The organism is Aquabacterium sp., from assembly GCF_034003525.1.
In the GTDB taxonomy this organism is placed as follows: domain Bacteria; phylum Pseudomonadota; class Gammaproteobacteria; order Burkholderiales; family Burkholderiaceae_C; genus Aquabacterium.
In genome coordinates this window covers 79570-101063 of the sequence record NZ_JAVEYN010000012.1, presented here as the reverse complement: position 1 = coordinate 101063, position 21494 = coordinate 79570, and the positions used below count along the sequence as shown (strand labels likewise).

Genomic DNA, 21494 nt, shown 5'->3' with positions numbered 1-21494 from the left:
TGACCGCACCTTTCATCGGAGATTCTCATGAAGAACAAAGTTCAAGAAGGCGACGTGATCACCGTTGTCGCCCCCTACAACGTCACTGCTGGTGACGGTGTGCAGGTCGGCGCCGCCATCTTTGGCGTTGCTTGCCACGATGCTGTCAGCGGCGCGCCGCTGGAGCTGAGCCTGGAAGGCGTCTATGACATCAAGACGCTGAGCACAGACACGCCCGCTCAGGGCGCCATCCTGTACTGGGACAACACCGCCAAGCAGCTGACCACCACCGCCAGCACGAACATCAAGGCCGGCGTGGCCACCGTGGCCAAGGTTGCCGGTGCCACGGTAACCACCGCGCTCATCAACTGCATCCGCTGAGCGTAGGAAGGCCATGACTGCACTATTCGCCGCCCTTGAAGCACGCGCCAATGCGGCCGTGATGCGGACGCTGTCGAACGCGACGGCATCCGTAGGCGGCGGTGATCCTGTGGCGGGCATCTTCGACAGCCCGTATGCGGTCGGGTCCGTCGGTGTTGGCATGGCCGGTTCCCAGCCCTGCTTTACCACGGCCGCGCAGTTTGTCCCGCCTGAACCGGAGGGCCTCAGCCTGGCTTGCGGTGGCGTGTCCTACGTCATCGCTGCAGCTGAGCCGGACGGGGCGGGGATGGTTCGGTTGATCCTGGAGCTGGCATGACCATCGTCAACACGGCGATCACTGCCGCCATGGCCGCGCTGCAAGGCGCTGCACCGGTGGTGAGTCGTGTGCGACTGCGGCCGCTCTCTTCAACCACGTTGACCGCAGTGGTGGTGCGGCCGGTTTCGTCGGATGTGTTCGATGCGCCCGACCTGGCCGGCTACCCCTACGCCTGGAACACCCTGATCGCCGTGGAGTGCTACGCGCGCTCCACCTCCACCCAGGCGCCCGATGCCTCGGTGGATGCGCTGCTGGCCGATGTCTATAGCCGCCTGATGAGCGACCCAACCCTGGGCGGCAGCGTGATCGTGCTGGTGCCGCAGGGCCTGACCTATGACTTTGATGCGGACGGCGAGCAAACCGTCTGCGCAACCTTCACCTTCATTGCCCGCCAACGCCAGGTTGGGCCAACTCTGTAGGAGTTCCTCATGTCTTACTACTTCCCCGAAGGCTCGAAGCTGTTCTTCTCGAACACCTTCGCATCCCCCAAGACGGTGACCGGCGTCTCGAACGCCCACCCCGCTGTGGCCACCTCTGTGGCTCACGGCTTCGCCGACGGCGATGAGCTGCTGTTCACATCCGGCTGGGAAGACGCCACCGACAGCGTCTTCAAGGCCGACCAGCTGACGGCTGACACGCTGGGCCTGCTTGGCCTGAACACGCTGAACCAGTCGTTCTTCCCGGCCGGAACCGGCACCGGCACGCTCGCCAAGGTGTCCAACTGGACGGAAATGCCCCAGGTTTTGGGTATCTCCCCCAGCGGCGGAGACGCCCGCTTCACCACCATTAGCCCCCTGGCGAAGCGCAACGACATCAACGTGCCCACTGGCTTTAACGCCATGAGCCTGACCATCACGATGGGCCATGACCCCGACAACGCGAACTACCAGACCATGGTGGACATCTCGCGCACGCTGTCCAAGGTGGCTTTCAAGCTGGTGCTGAGCGGCGGCGCCACCGCCTACGGCTACGGCTACATGTCGGTGTCGGAGGTGCCGCAGATGAGCAAGGGCCAGGCCAACCAGGTCAATGCCGCCATCACCTTCCTGGGCCGCTTCATCAGCTACGGCTCCTGATCAACGGTTTAGCACGGCACGGTGGGCGCAGGCCTGCCGGGCAGATCGGCCCCGAATCTGCCACGCCGTGCTTCTTCTCTTTCGGGCGCACACATCGGGCACACCATGGCAATCAAGATCATCGTTTCGGACACGGTCAAGTTCAAGGTCAAAGGCACCATCAAGGACGGCAATGGCATCGACCAGCCGTTCGACTTCTCGCTCACCTGCAAGCGGCTCGATGCCGATCAGCAGGCCGCGCTGAAGGACGAGAACGGCAACATCGTCTATGTGGACTTCATGGAAGCGGTCATTCAGGACTGGTCTGGCGTGAAGGACGGCAACGACGAGAACCTGCCCTACACCGCCGATAACTGGCGCGCTCTGGCGAAGGTGCAGGGCGTTGCCCAGCTGGCCTGGCTCACCTACATGCGTGAGAGCGGGGCCAAGGAAAAAAACTGAGTGCGCTGGCCCGCGAGGTAGCCGAGTCTGGCCATGTTCCACAGCAGCAACTCCCTGACGCCAACAACGCTTGGGCTGCGGCCCTTGCGCAGCTTGGCGTGCACGAGCATGAGCCTGCAGAGGTGGTTGCCTACCTCTGGCCGGACTGCGTGCGTGCCTGGGAGTGCTGGATGGGCGTGCAAACCCAGTGGCGCGTTGGCATGGCCGGAGCCACGGGCCTGGACTACGCGGGCGTGCGCGCTTTTCTGGACGAGCAGGACCTTGGCGACGAGCGCCTCGAGGTGTTTTCCGGCATTCAGGCTTGCGAGCGCGCGACCCTGGATGTGTGGGCCGAACAGCGCGAGCGAGATCAAGCACGCAACAACGCAGCGCGCCCACCGGCGCCCTGAACTGGTGACCACATGAGCACTGCTGCCAACATCGGAATCAAGATCTCGCTGGACGGCGCTCAGCAGGCTGAGGCCGACATTCGCCGGGTGACGGGTAGCGTCAACCAGATGGGCATGTCATCTGCCCAGATGGCCAACAACTTGCGCATGCTGCCGGCGCAGATGACCGACATTGTGACGGGCTTGGCCTCTGGGCAGGCCCCGCTGACAGTGTTGCTGCAGCAGGGCGGACAGCTCAAAGACATGTTTGGTGGCGTGGGCAATGCGACCCGCGCCTTGGGGGGGTACGTTGCTGGCCTGGTGAACCCGTTCACTCTGGCTGCCGCTGCGGGTGGCGCACTGGCCATCGCGTACTTCAAGGGCGCCGCCGAGGCCACCGAGTTCAACAAGCAGCTCATCCTGACGGGCAACGCGGCCGGCACCACGGCTGACCAGTTGTCGCAGATGGCGGCTGGCATCTCGCAAAACGTGGGAACGCAAGGCCAGGCCGCTGATGTGCTTGCCAAACTGGTTGGCACTGGTCGCGTGGCCGGCGATCAGCTCAAGGGCTCTGCTCAGGCTGTTGTGGCAATGAGCAAGGCCACCGGGGCTTCTGTCGAGTCTATGGTGGCTGACTTCGCATCGCTGGGCAAAGAGCCGGCCGAGAACCTTGCCAAGCTGAACGAGAAGTACAACTTCTTAACTGCCGCCACCTACGAGCAGGTGGTGGCTCTTGAACAGCAAGGGAGGTCCGAAGAGGCAGCGGCCCTTGCCCAGCAGACCTACACCAACATGCTGTCAGACAGGGCCAAGTCCGTGCAGGACACCCTGGGCATTCTGGAGCGCTCATGGAATGCAGTTGGGGATGCGGCAAAGTCAGCGTGGGATTGGATGGCCGATGTTGGCCGACCATCTACGGAGGATGAGAAGCTCAAGGGTTTGGAGGATGAGCTCGCGAGCATCAGAGGCTTCAAGAAGTGGGCGAACCCAATTTCTACCCTCACGGGGGAGGAGGCGCCAAAGAGTGTCCGAGAGCGGGATCTTGAACAGGCAATCATCAACCAGCGCACCAAGATGTTGCAGATGGACGCTGCGGCGCGCCGTCAGTCTGCCCAGCAGACCGTTGAAAACGAAGGTGCCGCTGCTATCGATGCACTGAAGCGGCAGCGCCTGGCTTTCGCGTCCAATGCAGACAGGATGCAGGCGGAGCTTCAAAAGTACCGCGACAACATCAATGCAATTCGCGCATCAAACCCCAAAAGTGAGCTGCTGGATCAGAAGCAAATCGACGCTGATGAGGCCAACATCCGCGAGAAGTACAAAGAGCGCAAGACCCGCAACCCGGCCGACTCGGCCATCAAAGCAGCCCAGTCAGAACTGGAAGCCCTGCAGGTCAAGCGCCAGGCCGCTGAGTTGGACCTCCAGCTCATGCGCGAGCGTGGCGTCTCCACATCCCAGCTCAACGAGGGCGACAAGAAGGCGCTGGAGATCCAGCAAGAGCTGAAGGGCACCATGGATGCCCGCACCCGCTCGCTCAAGGAGCAGCAGCTCGCCACGGCGCAGGCCCTGTCCGGCATCCTCAAGCAGCGCGATGCGCTGGTGGAGCAGGTCAAGGCTGAGCGCGAGTGGCTCAAGGAGCGCGAGAAGCGCTACCAGGACGTTCAAAAGCAGTATGAAGACGAGGTGAAAGCCGCTGATCGCAGTGCCGCCAGCGTGCTCGACCGCGTCACTGCATTGAAGGACGAAGAGGCCGCCGTGATCGTGGCCCGTGAGCAAAACCTGAGCCTGTTCGAGGCCATCGAGAGCGTGCGGGTGGCCCGCCTGGAAGAGGCGCAAGCCACTGCCAAGGCCGCAGGCAACCAGGAGATGGTCGACGCCCTGCAGCGCGAAATCGACGCCCGCCGTGAGCTGGGCGAGCTGAACCAACGTAAGTCCAAGCGAGACGAGGCCGCTGACGCCTTCAAGGACTTCATGAAGGCCGACTTCGGCACCGACTTCGCCGCGGGCTTCGATGACGCCAGCAAGTCGCTGGGCACCTTCGTGCAAACCTTCACCAAGTTGATCGACGCCCAGGAGAAGTACAACCTGGCGCGATCGGACACGAGCAAGAGCGCCCAACAACTGGCCGAGCTGGACCAGAAATACGCCCGAGCCCAGATCAGCAGCTACGCCAGCATGGCCGGCGCGGCCAAGGGCTTCTTCTCGGAGAAGACGGCGGGCTACAAGGCCCTGATGCTGGCTGAGCAGACCCTACGTGCCATCGAGCTGGCATCGTCTGTGCAGCGCATCGCTGCCAAGATGGCCGAGGGTACCGCTGTGGCTGCAGTTGGCGTGGCCAATCAAGCCAGCGGAGACCCTTACAGCGCCGTGCCTCGCATGGCCGCCATGGCCGGCATCATGGCTGCGCTGGGCTTCGTAGTGGGCGGCTTTGGTGGCGGCGGCTCCGGCGGCTTCGCCCCGACCAATACCGGCACCGGCACTGTGCTGGGCGACGCCTCGGCGCAAAGCGAGTCCATCACCCGCGCCATCGATGCGCTGCGCGAGGTGGACACGCTGACCATGCGCTACAGCGCCGGCATGCTGGGCAGCCTGCGCAACATCGAGGCGAACATTGGCGGGTTGGCTACGCTGCTGGTCCGCAGCGGCGCCATCGAGGGATCGGCTGCAGGCATCCAGACAGGGTTTAAGCGCGACGGCCTGGGTAACCTGGCCAACGGCATGATCACCGGTTTTGGGGCATACACCAAGATCCTGGACAGTGTGCCTTTGGTTGGCGGAATCTTGAGCGGCATCACGGGCGCAATTGGCAACTTCGTGGGCAACCTGTTCGGCAGCTCCACCAAGATCACGGGCCAGGGCATCTACGGCGGCGCTCAGTCTCTCGGCGGCATTCTGGCCGGCGGCTTCGACGCGCAGTACTACACCGACGTTCAGACAAAGAAGAAGGCGTTCGGGATCACCACCAGCAAGAAGAACCGGACGCAGTACACCGCAGCGGATGCCGAGTTCGAGCAGCAGATCGGCACGATCTTTGCGGGCTTCTACAGCGCCATCCAGCAGGCCGCTGTCCCTTTGGGCGCAAACCTTGACCTGGTGCGCCAGCGCCTGGGATCGTTTGTGGTCGACATCGGCCGCATCGCCACGCAGGGCCTGAGCGGTGAGCAGCTGCAGGAGCGCCTGACCGCCGTGTTCTCTGCCCAGGGCGACAGGCTTGCCCAGGCCGCCTTGGGCGGGTTCGAGAAGTTCCAGAACATCGGAGAGGGCTACTTCGAGACCATTGTGCGTGTGGCCAGCGGCACCGAGGAGGCCCGCACGACCCTGCGCCGCCTGGGCATCACCATGGTGAGCCTTGCCGACATCACGAACAAGCAGGGCGACGTGAGCGCCGAGCTGGTGCGCCAGAGTGCCCTGGCGGTCGAGGGGATTGGCGGCGTGGCCGAGATCCTGAAGAACCTGGACGGAACCGGCGCAGAAATTGGCTCCACCTACCGCGCCTTGACTGACGTGCGCATGAGCCTGCGCCTGCTGGGCCTGGAAGGCTCGGCTGTGGGGTACGGTCTGATCGACGGAGCCGGAGGGCTGCAGGAGCTGCAGGACGCGGTGGCTTCGTTCGAGGAGAACTTCGTCTCCAGCAACACGCAGATCAACATGCAGGCCGAGCGCCTGGCAACGTCGTTTGACCGCCTGGGGCTGTCGCTGCCATCCTCTGCTGACGCGTTCATCTCGCTGGTCAGCGGAATTGACACCAGCACCGACGCAGGCCAACTGCTGTTGGGCAGCGTGCTGTCGCTGAGCGACGGCTTTGGTGAGCTGCTGCAGTCCATCAAGGACGTTGGCAGTGGCATTGCCGACGAGATCGCCCGCATCCGCGGCCTGACCACCACAGGCACGCAGGCCAGCCTGGCTGAGTTGCAGGCCAACTTCGCGATCAAGACGGCACAGGCCCGCTCCGGCGATCAGGCCGCCATCGATGCGCTGCCGCAGATCAGTCAGGCGCTGCTCAAGGCTTCGGAGACCATGGCCGGCACCGCGCTGGATGTGGCCATTGCCCGCGCCACCACAGCAGCCAGCCTGCAGGCCACGCTGGACCTGATCAGCGACCCGACCAAGCGCCTGGGCAAGATCCCCGGCTTTGCCACCGGTGGCGACTTCGCTGGCGGTCTGCGCATTGTTGGTGAGCGCGGCCCCGAGCTCGAGCTGACCGGTGCATCGCGCATCTTCAATGCTGACCAGACCGCCCGCATGCTGAGCAATGTGAGCGGCGGCAGGGCCTACACCGAGATGGCTGCCGAGCTGAAGCATCTGCGCGAGGTGGTTGCCGAGCTGCGCGGCCTGCGCGAAGACCAGCGAGCTGGCCTGGCCACTGTGGCGCGCGGCACCACCAAGGCGGCCGCCATCCTGGAGCGCGTGACGCCGGACGGTAACTCGCTGGCCGTGACTGCTGGGGCCTGACATCATGAAAATCATCAAGCCCACCGTCATCACCGACGCCAAGCTGGTCTCGTCCAGCATCCCTGAGAACGACCACCCAGTCTGGAGCGCCGCCACAGCCTACGCGAAGGGAGACCGAGTCATTCTGGTGTCCACCCACAGCATCTACCAACGGCTGGTGGCCGGCACCACGGCAGCATCACCAGACGTTGATCCAGAGAACTGGCAGCGCGTTGGCCCCACCAATCGCTGGGCAATGTTCGATCGCGCGGTTGGCTCGCTGAGCTCGGCCACCGACACCATGACCGTGACGCTGGAGCCCGGCATCGTCCGCGCCTTGGCGCTGGTCGATGTGGCGGCAGCTGAGGCCATCGTCACCATGACGGATGGCGCCGAGACGGTGTACTCGCGCACCGTTGACATGCGAGACGAGAGCAACGTCATCGACTGGGAGTCCTACTTCTTCGGCGACTTCCTGGTGCGCAAGACGGTGATGACGCTGACGGACCTGCCGCCATACCTCAATGGCCAAGTGACGATCACCCTGAATGGCACCGGGCCGGTGTCCATCGGCACGGTTGCGGTTGGGTCGATTTTCAATCTCGGGGTGACCGTTCATGGAATGAGCCTTGGGATCATCGACTACTCCGTCAAGTCTACCGACTCGTTCGGTGTGACGGCGGTGGTGGAGCGCGCATGGGCCAAGCGCATGACTGCCCAGGTCGTACTCGACACCACGCGGGTTGACGAGGTCCACCGCCAGCTGGCAGCCACCCGAGCGACGCCGGCCGTTTGGATCGGCGGCGATCGCATTGACCAGTCGGTCATCTATGGATTTTTCAAGGACTGGTCTATCGACGTGGCGTATGCGTCGAAAAGCTACTGCAGTCTGACTATCGAAGGGTTGACCTGATATGCCTATGACACCACTTCCGCCGGTACCGTCTCGCAATGACCCGGCCAATTTTTCCGAGCGGGCCGATGCACTGCTGGGCGCGCTGCCGCAGTTCGTCACCGAGGCCAATAGCCTGGAGCAGTCCCTGCAACGTGCGGCAACCACTGGCAGCAGCACGTCAGAGCTGACGGTTGGGCTTGGCTCCGTATCCCTGATCGCCGAGCCCGGCAAGGCCTGGTTCGTTGGAGCGTGGCTGTACATCGTCGCCTCGCCCGACATCCAGAACTACATGGTCGGCCAGGTGGTGTCGTATGACGCGGAAACTGGCGCGATGTCTGTCCTGGTCAGTGGTTTCGATGGCGCCGGTACGTTCAGCTCTTGGCTGATCGGGCTGGCGACTCCACAGGCTGATGGGCACCTGATTGGGTGGACTGCCGATGAAGCAACCCCGGGTGTCAGGGTGTTCGCCACGACTCCGGCCATGCCGGGCGGATTTGGGGGCTTCTACAAAGCAGACCGAAGCACGTGCGCATTCTTGAAGACCGGGCCGGGGGCGATCAGCATCAAAGGTGGCACCAAGATCAACGTGGGCGGCGCCTGGATTGAGTTCAGCAGCAGCGCTCCCGTCACGATGCCTACGCTGACTGCTGGCGAGGATTACGCCATCTGGTGCACACCGGCTGGTGCCCTGGTTTGCAACGCAGACCCGTTCAGCTCGCCAGCCAGCGCGCCCGTGGCCGGCTCCCGCAAGATCGGCGGGTTTCACTACGGCCTGGTTGCCCCAGGCACCACGCCGGCATCAGGCGGGTTCGCCACATCTGGCTTCACCAACCAGGGTGGCTCGATGATCTGGACGCAGGCCGCTGTCGATCGCATTGCCGGCATCAACGAGTTCAGTCTGTGGGACTTGGCATGGCGCTGCAAGGGACAGCAGCGCGGCATGACGCTGGACCCTCAGACAGAGACGTGGCACGCCATCTACTTCTGTTCCGTGCATCACATCACCAACGGCATCAGCCGCTACAACACCGACGTGGCGAGCGGCACTGTGCTGCCGCGCATCCCTCTGGCATACGGGGGCAATGGTTCGACCAACTACGGTCGCCTGAGCCAGTACGAGTGTGAAGAAATTGCCGCCAGCTTCGGCCTGCGTCTGCCGGCGCCGGATGAGTTCCGCAGCGCGATGTTCGGCGTGACGGAGGGTCAGTCACTGGGCGGGGCAGCGTCCACCATCCCGCTCACCACTCGGCAACCCGGATACACCAGCCGCCTCGGCATCGAGCAGGCAACCGGGCATGAGTCTGTTTTTGCAAGAGGCAATAGTTCGAATGCCGGCTCGGCGTTCATCGCAGGCCCAAACCGAGGCTACGGCTACGGCAATTTATCCGTGACGCTGCTGGGTGGCGCACGCGACGGTGCCGCGAACTCCGGCTCTCGGGCGTCCGGCTCGAACTTCGTTGCGTGGAGCTCTGACTGGTCCGTTGCGTTGCGGGCTTCTGGTGACCACCTGAAACATGTATGAGGCGAACAACATGAGCGAATACTTCTACAGCCCCCACACCTTTGAGCACATCGAAACGAATACGCCTGCCGAATGGATGGGCCGCACGACTCAGGAGCCGCCGATGTATGACGCAGAACATCAAAGCGCCTTCTTCTTGGGCGGAAACTGGTCGGTGGTGGACTCGACGGAGCAGCCGACTCCAGTCCCTCAGTCCGTGAGCCGATTCCAGGCCCGAGCTGCGCTGCACCTGGCCGGATTGCTTGATCAGGTAGAGGTGTTGATGGTTGATCCATCCACGCCCACCCTGGCTCGGCTTGCGTGGTCTGACGCTCAAGAGTTCAAGCGCAGCAGCCCGACCATCGCCTCGATGGCTCAAGCGCTGGGCCTGGGTGATGCTGACGTTGACGCGCTTTTCGTCAGTACCGCCACGATTGATGCCTGACACGCATGAACGAAACATCCGAACATGAGTACAAGGGCCCTGAGCGCCGTCGATCGCCTCATCTCACTGATGAGCTGATCGAGGAGATCGCAGAGCGTGCGGCGGCTCGGGCAGTCGAGAAGTTGACCGACCATGCCTACCGAGCAGTTGGCAAGTCGGTCGTTGAAAAGCTCTTCTGGATCGTCGGCGTCTTGTGCGCTGGCGGCTATTTATGGGCGCAGGGAAAGGGGCTCATCAAATGAACTTCGACAAGGCATTCGAGCGACTCATCGGCCACGAAGGCGGGTATGTCAACGACCCGCGTGACCCTGGTGGAGAGACCAAGTTCGGGATCAGCAAGCGCAGCTACCCAGCCGAGGACATCAAGGGGCTGACGCTCGAGCGGGCCAAGGCGATCTACAGGCGCGACTTCTGGGGCGCGGCTGGCTGTGATGCCGTGCCAGATGCCATGAGGTTCGATCTGTTCGACATGGCTGTGAACTCGGGGCCTGTGACGGCCATCAAGACGCTGCAACGCTCTGCCGGCGTGACGCCTGACGGGCTGCTCGGGCCCATCACCCTGCGAGCGTTGAGTGGCGCACCAGCCCCCCGCCTGGTGGCGCGCTTCAATGGCCACCGCCTGGACTTCATGACCGACCTCAAGACCTGGTCTGTGTTCGGCAAGGGCTGGGCCAAGCGGGTCGCCAGCAACCTCAAGGAGGCATGACCATGGAATGGAAAGACGTGGCCGGCACAGTCGGCAAAGTGGCCCCCATGCTGGGGACCTTGATCGGTGGCCCAGCTGGTGCAGCTGTTGGCAGCATCATCGCGTCAGCCCTTGGCACGCCATCAACACCCGACGCGGTGGAGGCGGCTATCGCCAGCAACCCGGACGCGCTGATCAAGCTCCGGCAGATCGAGTCCGACCGGGCAACGCGGCTTCAGGAGCTGCTGACGGATCAGGCCAAGGTCGAGATCCAGGCCGAAGCAGCAGACCGGGCCAGCGCTCGGCTGATGCAGACAGAGCAGCCTTCACGCATGCCGGCCATCTTGACTGCTGGTGTGGGCCTGGGCTTCCTGGCCACGCTGGCGGCGCTGTTCTGGCTCCCGATCCCAAAGGATAACGGCGACACCATCGTGTACATGTGCGGCCAGCTGGCAGCCGCCTTTGCTGCTTGCCTCGCCTTCTGGGTGGGCACCACACGCCAGAGCGAGAACAAAACGCACCTGCTGGCTAGGGGTTCTGCCGGTAAGTGATGCACAACCGCCACGCCCGCGAAGGCCAAGCGGGGGCCCCGGGCGTGATCGGGGCAGGTCTTCTGCCTGGGCGGCCCAGACCATGGCTGGAGCCGATAGCGCAGTCATCAGCGCCGCATTTTGCGGGGTAGTCGCATGGTGTAAATCTTCTAACGACCGAGTCAGACACCCAATGCACATTGGGCGTGGTGGCCGCGAAATTGTTAGAAGAATCGAGCGGCAGAGCCGATGAGATCTGGATAGTTTTGCAGCTTTGGGAGCAGAGGGTCGTGAGTTCGAATCCCACCGCCCCGACCATTGAATCCAACGGGTCAGCATCGTGAGGTGCTGGCCCGTTTTGTTTGGCGTTCTCTCATCTGTTGAAGAGCCATGGAACTCCTGCGTCTGACCTTGTTGTTCGCCTTGACAGCGCTGGCCGAGATCGTCGGCTGCTACCTGCCCTGGTTGGTGGTCAAAGAAGGGCGAAGCCTGTGGCTGTTGGCTCCGGCTGCCATCTCGCTCGGGTTGTTCGCCTGGCTGTTGACCCTGCATCCCAGCGCGGCAGGGCGAACCTATGCGGCATATGGCGGCATGTACATCGCGGTAGCGCTGCTGTGGCTGCACTGGGTTGATGGTGTTGCGCTGACCCGTTGGGATGCATTGGGTGCAGGGCTGGCGCTGATGGGCATGGCCGTGATCGCGCTGCAGCCCCACTCAGGCGGCTGAGGAACTGTCACGCGAGGGCGCTACCATGCCCCGATCTGTGAGGCACCATGTCCCATCCACTTGATTCCCGGCCGGACGCCTTGACGCGCCCTCAGGGCTCTGTGCTCGAAGTTTTGCTCGCTTTTTTCAAGCTGGGGCTGACCTCGTTCGGCGGTCCGGTGGCTCACCTGGGCTACTTCCGTGACGAGTTCGTGGTGCGCCGTCATTGGCTCGATGAGCAGGGCTACACCGACCTGGTGGCCCTGTGCCAGTTCTTGCCCGGGCCGGCCAGCAGCCAGGTGGGCATGGCGCTGGGCTTGCGGCGCGCGGGTTGGCTGGGCGCGTTGGCCGCCTGGATCGGATTCACGGCGCCCTCAGCCGTTGCATTGATTCTGTTCGCGTTTGGCGTGCTCAGCGGGGCAGGGTGGGAGGCCTCCGGCGTCGTGCACGGCCTGAAGGTCATGGCGGTGGCGGTGGTGGCCCAGGCGGTGTGGGGCATGTCCAAGTCCCTGTGTCCTGACCGCTTGCGCGGCGGCGTGGCCATTGGCGCAGCTTTGATGGTGTGGCTGCTGCCATCGCCGTTCATCCAGGTCATCGTGCTGGTGCTGGGCGGTTTGATCGGTTGGCGAGCGCTGTCTCTGCCACACCTGCCGGCGGCGCAGCATCAGGACTGCGGTGTGAGCCGCACCATCGGGGCAGTCTTGTTGACGCTGTGTGGTCTGCTCTTGCTGGCCTTGCCAGCCATGGCAGCGTGGTCAGGCGCCTACCTTTGGTCAGCGTTGGCGAGTTTCTACCAGGCGGGCGCGCTGGTGTTTGGCGGCGGTCATGTGGTTTTGCCCATGCTGCAGGCCAGTGTCGTGCCGGCGGGCTGGGTGGGCAACGATGCCTTCCTGGCGGGTTACGGGGCGGCGCAGGCGGTGCCGGGTCCTTTGTTCAGCTTTGCGGCTTTCCTGGGGGCTGTCATGCCTGCGCCACTCGGCGGCTTGTTTGGCGGGCTGATCTTGCTGGCTGCGATCTTTGTGCCGTCCTTCCTGTTGGTGGCCGGTGCCTTGCCATTCTGGGAAAGCTTGCGCCAGCGCGATGGCATCCAGCGGGTGATGGCCGGCGTCAACGCCGCAGTGGTGGGGATTCTGGGAGCGGCGCTGTATGACCCGGTGTGGACCAGCGCCGTCCATTCCACGGCCGATGTGGCCCTGGCCTTGGCAGCGTATGGCCTGCTGGTGTTCGGGCGGGTGTCCCCGGTGGTGGTTGTGGCCTTGTCGGTGCTGGTGGGCGCCCTCTGGCTTGCCTGATGCGCTGATCGGCCAAACCCGGCAGTCATGCCCTAACGCAGGCTTGAGCCCAGCCTGAACGGTGGGGGGGATGTGCGGGGCCAGCACCGCCGACGCACATCTTGTACCCATGAAAAACCCCGCCGTGGCGGGGTTGGAGGACGCCGTGTACCGGTATCAGGCTTGGCGACGACGTGCCAGGGCAACCCCGGCCAAGCTCACGCCCAGCAAGGCCAGCATGCCGGGCTCTGGCACTGCGGTGCTTTGCTGAACCACAGGACTCTTGCCCCAGCGGACGTTGTCAATGAAAACCTCGTCCCCAGAATCGGAGTTGCGCAGCGACACCGATGTGAATGGGCTCGTCAGGTCAAGGATGCCGAAGTAACGCTCGGTGTTGTTCGACAAATTCAAGGAGTAGGACTGAGTTGCGCCGGTGTCGGTCGTCAGCGTGAGGACGGTGCCACCTGTGTCGGCGAGGTCACCCAGGAAGACACCAAATGCGTTCACCGAGCCTGAGTCGAACGTGAAAGTTTGCAGGCTACCGCCTGACGGCGTCGTGAAGGAGATGCAATTGCCGGTGCCCGCACAATAGTTGCTGTTGTTGACGTCGAAGAGGTTGGTGTTCGACGTGATGTTCAACCCCGACGTCAAGTTGTCGATCACCTTTCTGGTGGGAGGCCTGTGCGCATCGAACGTTTCGAGCGACAGTGCCAAACCAGAGGTAGCCGCCAGAAAATCACCCTCCGTGGTGTAGAAAACTGGGGCGGCTTGGGCCGACAGGGACAGCAAAGAGGCTGTGGCCAGGGCGAGAAGGTGGGTACTGCGCATGGGTACTGCTCACAAAAGGTTGAACAACAAAGGATCTGTTTGTTTCAAAAAGCAATACTGATGCCAGGATGATTGATCCCTTTTAAATCAATGGCTTACGGAAAGATTTGACATCTATCTGCATCAATGTGTAAGAATTGTCGACAATCGCCACGACTTGTCATCCCCGCGTCACGGCCGGCACCCCCGCCCGCCTCAGCAATTGCCGGCACCGCGCTGACAGGTGCACCACCTTCAATTGCTTACCGGCTTTGGCATAGCGCTCACGCAAGGTCTTGAGGGCGGCGATGGCGGAGTAATCCACAAAGCTCAGGTGGGCGCAGTCCAGCGTCACGCGCTGCGGGTCCTTGACGGCGTCAAACTGCTGCAGGAAGGACGTGACCGAGGCGAAGAACAGGGTGCCGTGCACGCGGTACAGCTTGCTGCCATCGGGCTCGATGTGGCTGTCGGCGTACAGGGCGCGGGCCTGCACCCAGGCAAAGTTCAGCGCGGCCAGCACGATGCCGCACAGCACGGCGGTGGCCAGGTCCGTCAGCACCGTGATGACGGTCACCGACACGATCATCAGCACGTCGTTCACCGGCACCTTGTTGATCACCCGCAGCGAGGCCCAGGCAAAGGTTTGCTGGGCGACCACGAACATCACGCCCACCAGCGCAGCCAGGGGAATCTGCTCGATCAGCGGCGAGAGCAGCAGCACGAACAGCAAGATCATCACGCCCGCGACCGCACCAGACAGGCGACCACGCCCGCCGGAGCTCAGGTTGATCACGGTCTGCCCGATCATGGCGCAGCCGCCCATGCCCCCAAACAGTCCCGAGGCGATGTTGGCGGCACCCAGGGCTACGCACTCGCGGTCGGGGTAGCCCCGGCTTTCGGTGATCTCGTCGGTCAGGTTCAGCGTCAGCAAGGTTTCCAGCAGGCCGACCAGGGCCATCAGCACGGCATAGGGCGCGATGATGTGCAGCGTCTCCTGGTTCCAGGGCACCTCGGGCCAGTGGAACACGGGCAGGCTGCCGGCGATGTGGGCCATGTCACCCAGGGTGTGGGTGGGCAGCTGCAGTGCCGACACGAGCACGCCCACGCCGACGATGGCCACCAGGGCAGGGGGCACGGCGCGGGTGAGGCGTGGCAGCAGGTAGACGATGGCCATGGTCAGGGCCACCAGGCCGATCATCCACAGCAGCGGGGCGCCGCTGAGCCAGGCACCGTCGTGCTTGAAATGCTCCAGCTGGGCCAATGCGATGACGATGGCCAGGCCGTTGACGAAGCCCAGCATCACGGGGTGGGGCACCATGCGCACCAGCTTGCCCAGCTTGAACAGGCCGAACAAGGCCATGATCAGGCCCGACAGCAGCACCGTGGCCAGCAGGTACTGCACGCCGTGCTGCACCACCAACGCCACGATGACGACCGCCATGGAGCCCGCTGCACCGGAGATCATGCCGGGCCGGCCGCCAAACAGGGCCGTGATGGTGCAGATGATGAAGGCGCCATACAGCCCCATCAAAGGGTGCATGTGCGCGACCAGCGCAAAGGCAATGCATTCAGGCGCCAGGGCAAAGGCCGTGGTGACGCCTGCCAGGACATCGGCGCGCAGGGAGGAGAGTTTCATCGGTGGCCGTGGGTATCGTTCGCGGGCGGCGCAGCGGCCGCAAGGGCGCGATGTTACCGGATGGCCTCATCGGCCTCAGTGATGGTCGCGCGGGCTGATATGATCCGCCTGTCATTGGGGAGTAGCCTCTCTTCGGATCCCGAAGAGGCTTGCGTCAACACACTTGTCCCGCAGGACATGGCGCAAGCGGTTTGCAAGCTTGGCAAGACCTTTGACCACCACGCCTCCCTTCAGGCCGGAGATGCGTTGTGGTCAATCGTCTCTGATCCGGTCTTGGAGCATGTGTGGACTCTCTTCTCGTCTCGACCGGCGTGGTCGCCCTGGCTGAAATCGGCGACAAAACGCAGTTGCTCGCGTTCATCCTCGCGGCGCGGTTCAAGAAACCCCTTCCCATCATTGCCGGCATCCTGGCCGCCACCATCGTCAACCATGGTCTTGCTGGGGCGCTGGGTGCCTGGATCACGGCCACGCTCACGCCCGAGGTGCTGCGCTGGGTGCTGGGCGCCTCCTTCATCGGCATGGCCATCTGGACGATGATCCCCGACAAGATCGAGGAGGAAGAAACGCAGATCGCCCAGCGCCTGGGCGTGTTCGGTGCCACCTTGGTGACCTTCTTTCTCGCAGAAATGGGCGACAAGACCCAGATTGCGACCGTGGCCATGGCAGCGCATTACGCTTCACCGGTGATGGTCGTGATCGGCACGACGCTGGGCATGCTGATTGCCGACTTACCCGCCGTGTTCGCGGGCGACAAGCTGGCCAACAAGATCCCGATGAAGCTGGTGCACAGCATTGCCGCAGGCATCTTTGCGGTGCTGGGTATGGCCACCTTGCTGGGTGCCGGCGCCCGGTTCGGGGTGTGAGGCGCAGGCCTCAGCGCGCCTTGAACTGCCCCAGCCAGGTCTCGAACTGATCGACCGGCATGGGGCGGGCGTACAGGTAGCCCTGGGCCTCGTCGCAGTGGTGGGTGGCCAGCCATTGCGCTTGGTCGGGTGTTTCCACGCCTTCGGCGATCACGGACAGGCCCAGGCTGTGGGCCATGGAGATGATGGCCTGGGCGATGGAGGCGCTGTTGCCGTCGGTGTTCAGGTCGCGCACAAAGCTCTGGTCGATCTTGAGCTTGTGGATCTTGAAGCGCTTGAGGTAGGAGAACGAGGAGTAGCCCGTGCCAAAGTCGTCGATCGACAGCTGAACCCCGAGGTCATGCAACTGGCGGATCGTGCGAATGGCACGCTCCGGGTTGTCGGCCATCACGCTTTCGGTGATTTCGACTTCCAGGAAGCGCGGCTCCAGGTTGGCCGCCGTGAGCGCGTGTTGCACCGACTGGGCAAAGTCCTCCTGACGGAACTGCACGGTTGAGACGTTGATGGCCACCACCAGGTCCTGCAGCCCCGCGAGCTGCCAGGCGCGGCACTGTCGGGTGGCCGCGTACAGCACCCAGTCCCCAATGGGCACGATGAGGCCGCTGTCTTCGGCCACCGGGATGAACTCGGCCGGGGGCATCAGGCCGGTTTCCGGATGCTGCCAGCGCACCAGGGCCTCACAGCCCACCACCCGTCCTGTGGTGAACGACACCTGGGGCTGGAAGTGCAGCAGCAACTCACCCTGCCGCAAGGCCTTGCGCAGATCGTTTTCCAGGCGCAGCGTCTTGCTCACGCGCTGGTGCATGTCGGCCGTATGGAAGCGGAAGGTGTTGCCGCCGTCGCTCTTGGCGCGGTACATCGCCATGTCGCTGGCTTGCAGCAGGGTGTCGACCTCGTGGCCGTCGGTGGGGTAGACCGCAATGCCGATGGACGGGGTCACCACCAGTTGCTGGCCAGACACATGGAAGGGCTCGGCAAAGCACGTGAGCAGCTTCTGGGCCACGTGGGCGGCATCGGCGGCATCCACTTCGGGCAGCAGCAAGGTGAACTCGTCGCCGCCCTGGCGTGACACCGTGTCCTGGTGCCGCACGGTCTGGGTCAGGCGGTGCGCCACCTCGACCAGCAGCGCGTCGGCTGCGGTGGGACCGAGCGAGTCGTTGATGATCTTGAAGCGGTCCAGGTCCATGAACAGGACGGCGAGGGGCTCCTGGCTGCGCTGCGCATGCGCGAGCGCGAGGCCCAGCCGGTCTCGCAGCACCGACTGGTTGGGCAGGTTGGTCAGCGTGTCGTGCTGGCTGATGTGCCGGATCTTTTCTTCCGTGGCCTTGCGCTCGCTGATGTCGCTGAAGATGGCGTAGTAGTGGCGCACGCTGCCATCCGGTGCGTGGTCGACGTTGATGGTGAGCCACTCGATGTAGAGCTCGCCGCTCTTGCGGCGGTTCCAGATTTCGCCTTGCCAGCGCCCGGTTTGTTCAATCTGCTGCCACATCTGCCGGTAGAAGTCGGCGTCATGGCGGCCTGAGCTGAGGAAGGAGGGCGGATGCCCGACGGCTTCCTCGGCGGTGTAGCCGGTGATGTCGCTGAAGGTGCGGTTGACGGACTCGATGCGCTGATCCGGGCCGCAGATCACGATGCCCTCCAGGCTGTTCATGAACATGCCGGCGTGCAGGTCGAGGGCGGCCTCGCGCTGCTTGAGGGCGCTCAGGTCGGTGTGGGTGCCGATCACGCGCACGGCTTCACCGCGTTCATTGCGCTCGACCACCTTGCCGCGGTCCAGAATCCAGATGTAGCTGCCGTCCTTGCAACGGACGCGGTGCTCGTTGCTGTATGGGGCGTCTGGGGTGGTCAGCAAGCGCTGGACATCGGCCTGAACGGCGGGCAGGTCGTCCGGGTGGACGCGTGACGACCATTCCGACAGTGCGTTGCCGACCTCGCTGTCTTCATGGCCGAGCATGGTTTTCCAGCGGGTGGAGAAGAACACGGTCTTGTCGGGCACGTTCCAGTCCCACAGCCCGATCTCGCTGCCATCGATGGCGAAGCGCCAGCGTTCTTCGGCGGCTTGCAGCAACAGCTCGTCTTGCTTGGCCTGGCTGATGTCGCGCCAGTTGCCCACGAGCTCGGCCTTGCCGGTCACGGGGTTGCGGTTGAGTGTGGCGCGGTCTTCGATCCAGCGGTACTGGCCGTCGCGGTGCCGCCAGCGGTACTGGAGACAGAGTTCGGTGCCGTCGTTGACGGCGCGTCGCAGCTGCGCTCGCAAAGGGGCCTGGTCCTCGGGGTGCAGACGGTCGAGTGCGAGCGCGGGTTGCTGGTAGAACTCGGCGGTGGTGAAGCCGGTCAGGCGTTCGATGTTCGCACTGAGGTAGGACAGTTTCAGCCTGGGGCCGGCGTCCTGGGCTTCAAACACATAGATCACCGCGGGGCTGACGTCCACGAAGTGTTCCAGACGGGCGCGTGTCTGGCGCAGCTCCATCTGCAGCTCGTGCTGGCGGCGCTCTTCTTTGCGGATCAGCCAGAACAGCAGCGCCGCCGTGAGCACCACGAACAGCTCCCCCTTGAGGGTTTGAACGTCAGCCGACCAGCCGGCGGGGATGGGCAGCAGGTGGGCGAACGAGTCCGACAGCCAGATCCAGGCGCTGGCCAACAGCAGGTAGATCAGGCTGATGCGTAGGGCTGCCGACATGTTCAAGTGAGGCTGTCCGGGGCGTGAAGGGGTGTCAAGCGTATTGCAGACGCGATGCCCAGGAAGCGGGCATGCTCACAAGGGGGCACGGTCGATGCGTGAAAGGGTGTCGTTGACGGCGAAGATCTTGCCGTTGACCTGGGGCACCCCAAAGCTCTTCAGGCGCTGGGTGTGCATGGCCAGGTAGCCTTCGGCACTGGGCTGGTCTTGAAAGAGGTAGATGCCACCGGCTTCCTGGGCCGCCTGATTCTCGGTCCAGATTTTCCATATCAGTCCGGGTTCCTGGGCGATGGATTGGGCCAGGCCGGACATGGCTGTGGCCATCTCTTCGCCCCAGGGGCCTTGGTACGGGAAGTCAACTTGCAGCAGGTAAGGCATGGTGGTGTCTTTCACTCCGGAGTGGGAAGAAGGCCGAGGCCATCAGGGGGCCGTGGCCGGCGCAGCCTGGGTGGCTTGACGCTCGGCCTCCCACAGTTCGATTTGCATCAGCAGCAATTGTGGGGTCAGGAAGTCACTGCCCAGATGCTGTGCGGATGCTTGCTGCAAAACGTCCACCGCGGCGCGAATCGGGATCGAGGCCTGCGCCAGATCGCCGGTCTCCAGAGAAGGAATGGCTTGGCGCAGATGCGTCCAGGCGGTTTTCTTGATTTGCACCTGCGTGGCCATCATCCGGGTGTCGTGGTCACCGTCGATGGCCTCGTCGAGGTCTTGCAAGGCCCCAGCGAAGTCGTTGAGCAGCAGGCGTGCAGTGGCACGCTCACCCTTGGCACCGAAGACGCGGAAACGCGCATATGACGCCTTGCTGGCCAAGTCCATCGCCTGCTGGAAGTCTGCTTCGCAGCCGCTGGCATCGCGTGCCACGGCTTTGGCCATGGCTCGGAGGGCGTAACCGGCGTCGGGCGACAGAAACGAGGAGTCGGCCTGGATGATCTTGTCGGCGTCGGCGATGGCCCCTTGGGTGTCGCCACCCAGCAGACGCAGTCGGCCTCGCCAATGGTGAATGATCAGGGTGCCGGTGCCTGCAAACAGCAACCCGCCGGGCCCTCGGTTCAGGCTCTGCGTGGCGAACTCTTCAGCTGCCAGGAAGTTGCCACGGGTGGCGTACTTGGTGATCGTCGTGACGTCATCCGCCCAGTCGGCACAGGCGGGTGTCGCCCACGACAGCCCGATCAACGCAGCGGTGCCGATGCCCTGCTTCAGACACCTGCGCCGCGCAGGCTGCGTGGGTTCACGGTCGGCTGCTGTCTGTGGCAACGGATGAGGAGCATGAGGGTGGGCCATGGCAAACCGTCAATCGCACTTCATGACCAGACCCAGGGGCTGCAGCTTGTCGAAGGGGCCGGGAATGACCTTGCCATTGGCGCACTTGAACGTGCCATTCCCCTGGATGTGGTTGTCGCGGAACTCACCCTCGTAGCGGTTGCCATTGGCGAACTGGTACACGCCCTTGCCGTTGAGCATCCCGCCGCGGAACTCGCCAACGTAGGTGTCGCCATTGCTGTAAGAGCGTTTGGCCTGATAGGTGGAGGTCGGTCGGGCGACCGCGGCCGGGGCTGCTGCGCCGGGCTGCGCACTCACACCTGCGGGCAGGGGGGCCGTGCTCGTCGGCGCCTGTGTGGCCGCCGGGACCTTGGTGCCAGGCAATGGGTAGAGCTTGATGTCGATGCGATCGGGCAGGGTGTAGTAGGCCGGGATGGTCTTGGTGCCCACCGGGGCGCGGTAAATCATGGTGGCAGATTCGACCATCCGCGTCAGCACCTCATCGACCGGCGGGTGGTAGTTGCCCAGCGCCACGGTCTTGGGCTCGTAGCCCGGCAGGCGCACCTCAATGCGCCAGGGCTCGTTGCTCCGGTAGTCACTGGGCGCTGGCACGGCCAGAGGGCTTACCCCAACGTAATTGCCCTGGATCGACACGTCCGCCCCGCCAGGGATGGTGTTGATGGTGATGGTGGGTTGGACCGGCGGTTGGTAGTCGGCCGGGTCCGGGGCAGCACAGGCCGCGAGGAGCACAGGGATCGCCAGACAGAGTCCGCGGAGGGTGACGCGTTGGCGCTGTGAGGGGTGGACGAGGGGGCTGTGCATGTTCGTCTCCTGCGTGGGGATGTCGGTGGGGGCAACGCTCCTCAGCCTAACATGCACGGGGTCGATGGCAGACGGCTGACGTGCGCAGTCCGTCACACTCGTGGTCGAGTGCCGATCGCTGTGGATGGCTACGCGGAAGGCGTCAGGCCGTCAGCCACTTCTGGATGTCGGCCAGACTGGGGATGCGGCCGCTGCTGACCACTTTGTCGTTGATGACCAGCGCTGGGGTCGACATGACATTGAAGGAGAGGATGTCGTTCATGTCGGTCACCTTGAGGAACTCGGCCTTCACGCCTGCCTGCGCTGCGGCTTCACGCGCAACGGCTTCGAGTTTCTTGCAGTTTGCGCAACCCGATCCCAGAATTTTGACGGTCAGCATGGATGCTCCTTGTGGTTGAACGT

23 protein-coding genes and 1 riboswitch are annotated in these 21494 nt (G+C 63.8%); of the genes, 16 read left to right on the top strand and 7 right to left on the bottom strand.

The window, feature by feature from the left end; translation table 11 throughout:
- Positions 1–27 precede the first annotated feature (27 nt).
- From RBT42_RS09235 to chrA, 15 genes are all read left to right on the top strand, one after another.
- A complete protein-coding gene (locus RBT42_RS09235; RefSeq protein ID WP_320364369.1) occupies positions 28–360 on the top strand; it encodes a DUF2190 family protein in 333 nt (110 codons plus the stop codon).
- A gap of 13 nt (positions 361–373) precedes the next feature.
- The gene (locus tag RBT42_RS09230; protein ID WP_320364367.1) at positions 374–676 is read left to right on the top strand and encodes a hypothetical protein; all 303 of its coding nucleotides are present in this window, start codon (positions 374–376) and stop codon (positions 674–676) included.
- Positions 673–1095 (top strand): hypothetical protein, encoded by a 423-nt coding sequence (locus RBT42_RS09225; RefSeq protein ID WP_320364365.1) that lies wholly within the window; start codon positions 673–675, stop codon positions 1093–1095. Before RBT42_RS09230 ends, RBT42_RS09225 begins: the two co-directional genes overlap by 4 nt.
- A gap of 9 nt (positions 1096–1104) precedes the next feature.
- Complete coding sequence (locus RBT42_RS09220; protein ID WP_320364363.1) at positions 1105–1752, top strand: phage tail tube protein; 648 nt, start codon at positions 1105–1107, stop codon at positions 1750–1752.
- Positions 1753–1857: 105 nt separating this feature from the next.
- Positions 1858–2193 carry a hypothetical protein gene (locus RBT42_RS09215; protein WP_320364361.1) on the top strand — a complete coding sequence of 112 codons (336 nt, stop codon included), beginning with the start codon at positions 1858–1860 and terminating at the stop codon, positions 2191–2193.
- A 122-nt stretch (positions 2194–2315) separates the two neighbouring features.
- Positions 2316–2582 carry a DUF1799 domain-containing protein gene (locus tag RBT42_RS09210; protein ID WP_320364359.1) on the top strand — a complete coding sequence of 89 codons (267 nt, stop codon included), beginning with the start codon at positions 2316–2318 and terminating at the stop codon, positions 2580–2582.
- Positions 2583–2594: 12 nt separating this feature from the next.
- Positions 2595–7013, top strand: a complete 4419-nt coding sequence (locus RBT42_RS09205) for a phage tail length tape measure family protein (protein ID WP_320364357.1) — start codon at positions 2595–2597, stop codon at positions 7011–7013.
- 4 nt (positions 7014–7017) lie between these two features.
- On the top strand, positions 7018–7905 hold the full coding sequence (locus RBT42_RS09200; RefSeq protein ID WP_320364355.1) for a hypothetical protein: 888 nt from the start codon (positions 7018–7020) through the stop codon (positions 7903–7905).
- Between the two features lies 1 nt (position 7906).
- The gene (locus RBT42_RS09195) at positions 7907–9409 is read left to right on the top strand and encodes a hypothetical protein (protein WP_320364353.1); all 1503 of its coding nucleotides are present in this window, start codon (positions 7907–7909) and stop codon (positions 9407–9409) included.
- A gap of 10 nt (positions 9410–9419) precedes the next feature.
- A complete protein-coding gene (locus RBT42_RS09190; protein WP_320364351.1) occupies positions 9420–9833 on the top strand; it encodes a hypothetical protein in 414 nt (137 codons plus the stop codon).
- Positions 9834–9838: 5 nt separating this feature from the next.
- Complete coding sequence (locus tag RBT42_RS09185) at positions 9839–10075, top strand: hypothetical protein (protein WP_320364349.1); 237 nt, start codon at positions 9839–9841, stop codon at positions 10073–10075.
- A complete protein-coding gene (locus RBT42_RS09180; protein ID WP_320364347.1) occupies positions 10072–10539 on the top strand; it encodes a glycoside hydrolase family 108 protein in 468 nt (155 codons plus the stop codon). The genes RBT42_RS09185 and RBT42_RS09180 overlap by 4 nt, the downstream gene beginning before the upstream one ends.
- A 2-nt stretch (positions 10540–10541) precedes the next feature.
- Positions 10542–11069, top strand: a complete 528-nt coding sequence (locus RBT42_RS09175; RefSeq protein ID WP_320364345.1) for a hypothetical protein — start codon at positions 10542–10544, stop codon at positions 11067–11069.
- A 369-nt stretch (positions 11070–11438) separates the two neighbouring features.
- Positions 11439–11774: a YnfA family protein gene (locus RBT42_RS09170; RefSeq protein ID WP_320364343.1), complete on the top strand. Its 336-nt coding sequence runs from the start codon at positions 11439–11441 to the stop codon at positions 11772–11774.
- Between the two features lie 47 nt (positions 11775–11821).
- A complete protein-coding gene (chrA, locus tag RBT42_RS09165; RefSeq protein ID WP_320364341.1) occupies positions 11822–13045 on the top strand; it encodes a chromate efflux transporter in 1224 nt (407 codons plus the stop codon).
- Between the two features lie 156 nt (positions 13046–13201).
- On the opposite strand, the gene RBT42_RS09160 is transcribed toward chrA, so the two are convergent.
- Both RBT42_RS09160 and RBT42_RS09155 read right to left on the bottom strand, forming a co-directional pair.
- Entirely contained in the window at positions 13202–13852 is a 651-nt protein-coding gene (locus RBT42_RS09160; protein WP_320364339.1) for a PEP-CTERM sorting domain-containing protein, read from the bottom strand.
- Positions 13853–14012: 160 nt separating this feature from the next.
- Complete coding sequence (locus tag RBT42_RS09155; protein ID WP_320364337.1) at positions 14013–15467, bottom strand: SulP family inorganic anion transporter; 1455 nt, start codon at positions 15465–15467, stop codon at positions 14013–14015.
- 104 nt (positions 15468–15571) lie between these two features.
- Positions 15572–15751: riboswitch (yybP-ykoY riboswitch) on the top strand.
- On the opposite strand from RBT42_RS09155, the gene RBT42_RS09150 reads away from it, so the two are divergent.
- Complete coding sequence (locus RBT42_RS09150) at positions 15752–16330, top strand: TMEM165/GDT1 family protein (protein WP_320364335.1); 579 nt, start codon at positions 15752–15754, stop codon at positions 16328–16330.
- Positions 16331–16340: 10 nt separating this feature from the next.
- On the opposite strand, the gene RBT42_RS09145 is transcribed toward RBT42_RS09150, so the two are convergent.
- The 5 genes from RBT42_RS09145 to RBT42_RS09125 form a co-directional block, all read right to left on the bottom strand.
- Positions 16341–19010, bottom strand: a complete 2670-nt coding sequence (locus RBT42_RS09145) for an EAL domain-containing protein (protein ID WP_320364333.1) — start codon at positions 19008–19010, stop codon at positions 16341–16343.
- A 75-nt stretch (positions 19011–19085) separates the two neighbouring features.
- Complete coding sequence (locus RBT42_RS09140) at positions 19086–19388, bottom strand: monooxygenase (protein WP_320364331.1); 303 nt, start codon at positions 19386–19388, stop codon at positions 19086–19088.
- Positions 19389–19430: 42 nt separating this feature from the next.
- Positions 19431–20291: a hypothetical protein gene (locus tag RBT42_RS09135; RefSeq protein WP_320364330.1), complete on the bottom strand. Its 861-nt coding sequence runs from the start codon at positions 20289–20291 to the stop codon at positions 19431–19433.
- A 9-nt stretch (positions 20292–20300) separates the two neighbouring features.
- On the bottom strand, positions 20301–21092 hold the full coding sequence (locus RBT42_RS09130; protein ID WP_320364328.1) for a PEGA domain-containing protein: 792 nt from the start codon (positions 21090–21092) through the stop codon (positions 20301–20303).
- Positions 21093–21234: 142 nt separating this feature from the next.
- Positions 21235–21471 carry a thioredoxin family protein gene (locus RBT42_RS09125; RefSeq protein ID WP_320364326.1) on the bottom strand — a complete coding sequence of 79 codons (237 nt, stop codon included), beginning with the start codon at positions 21469–21471 and terminating at the stop codon, positions 21235–21237.
- Positions 21472–21494: the final 23 nt, after the last annotated feature.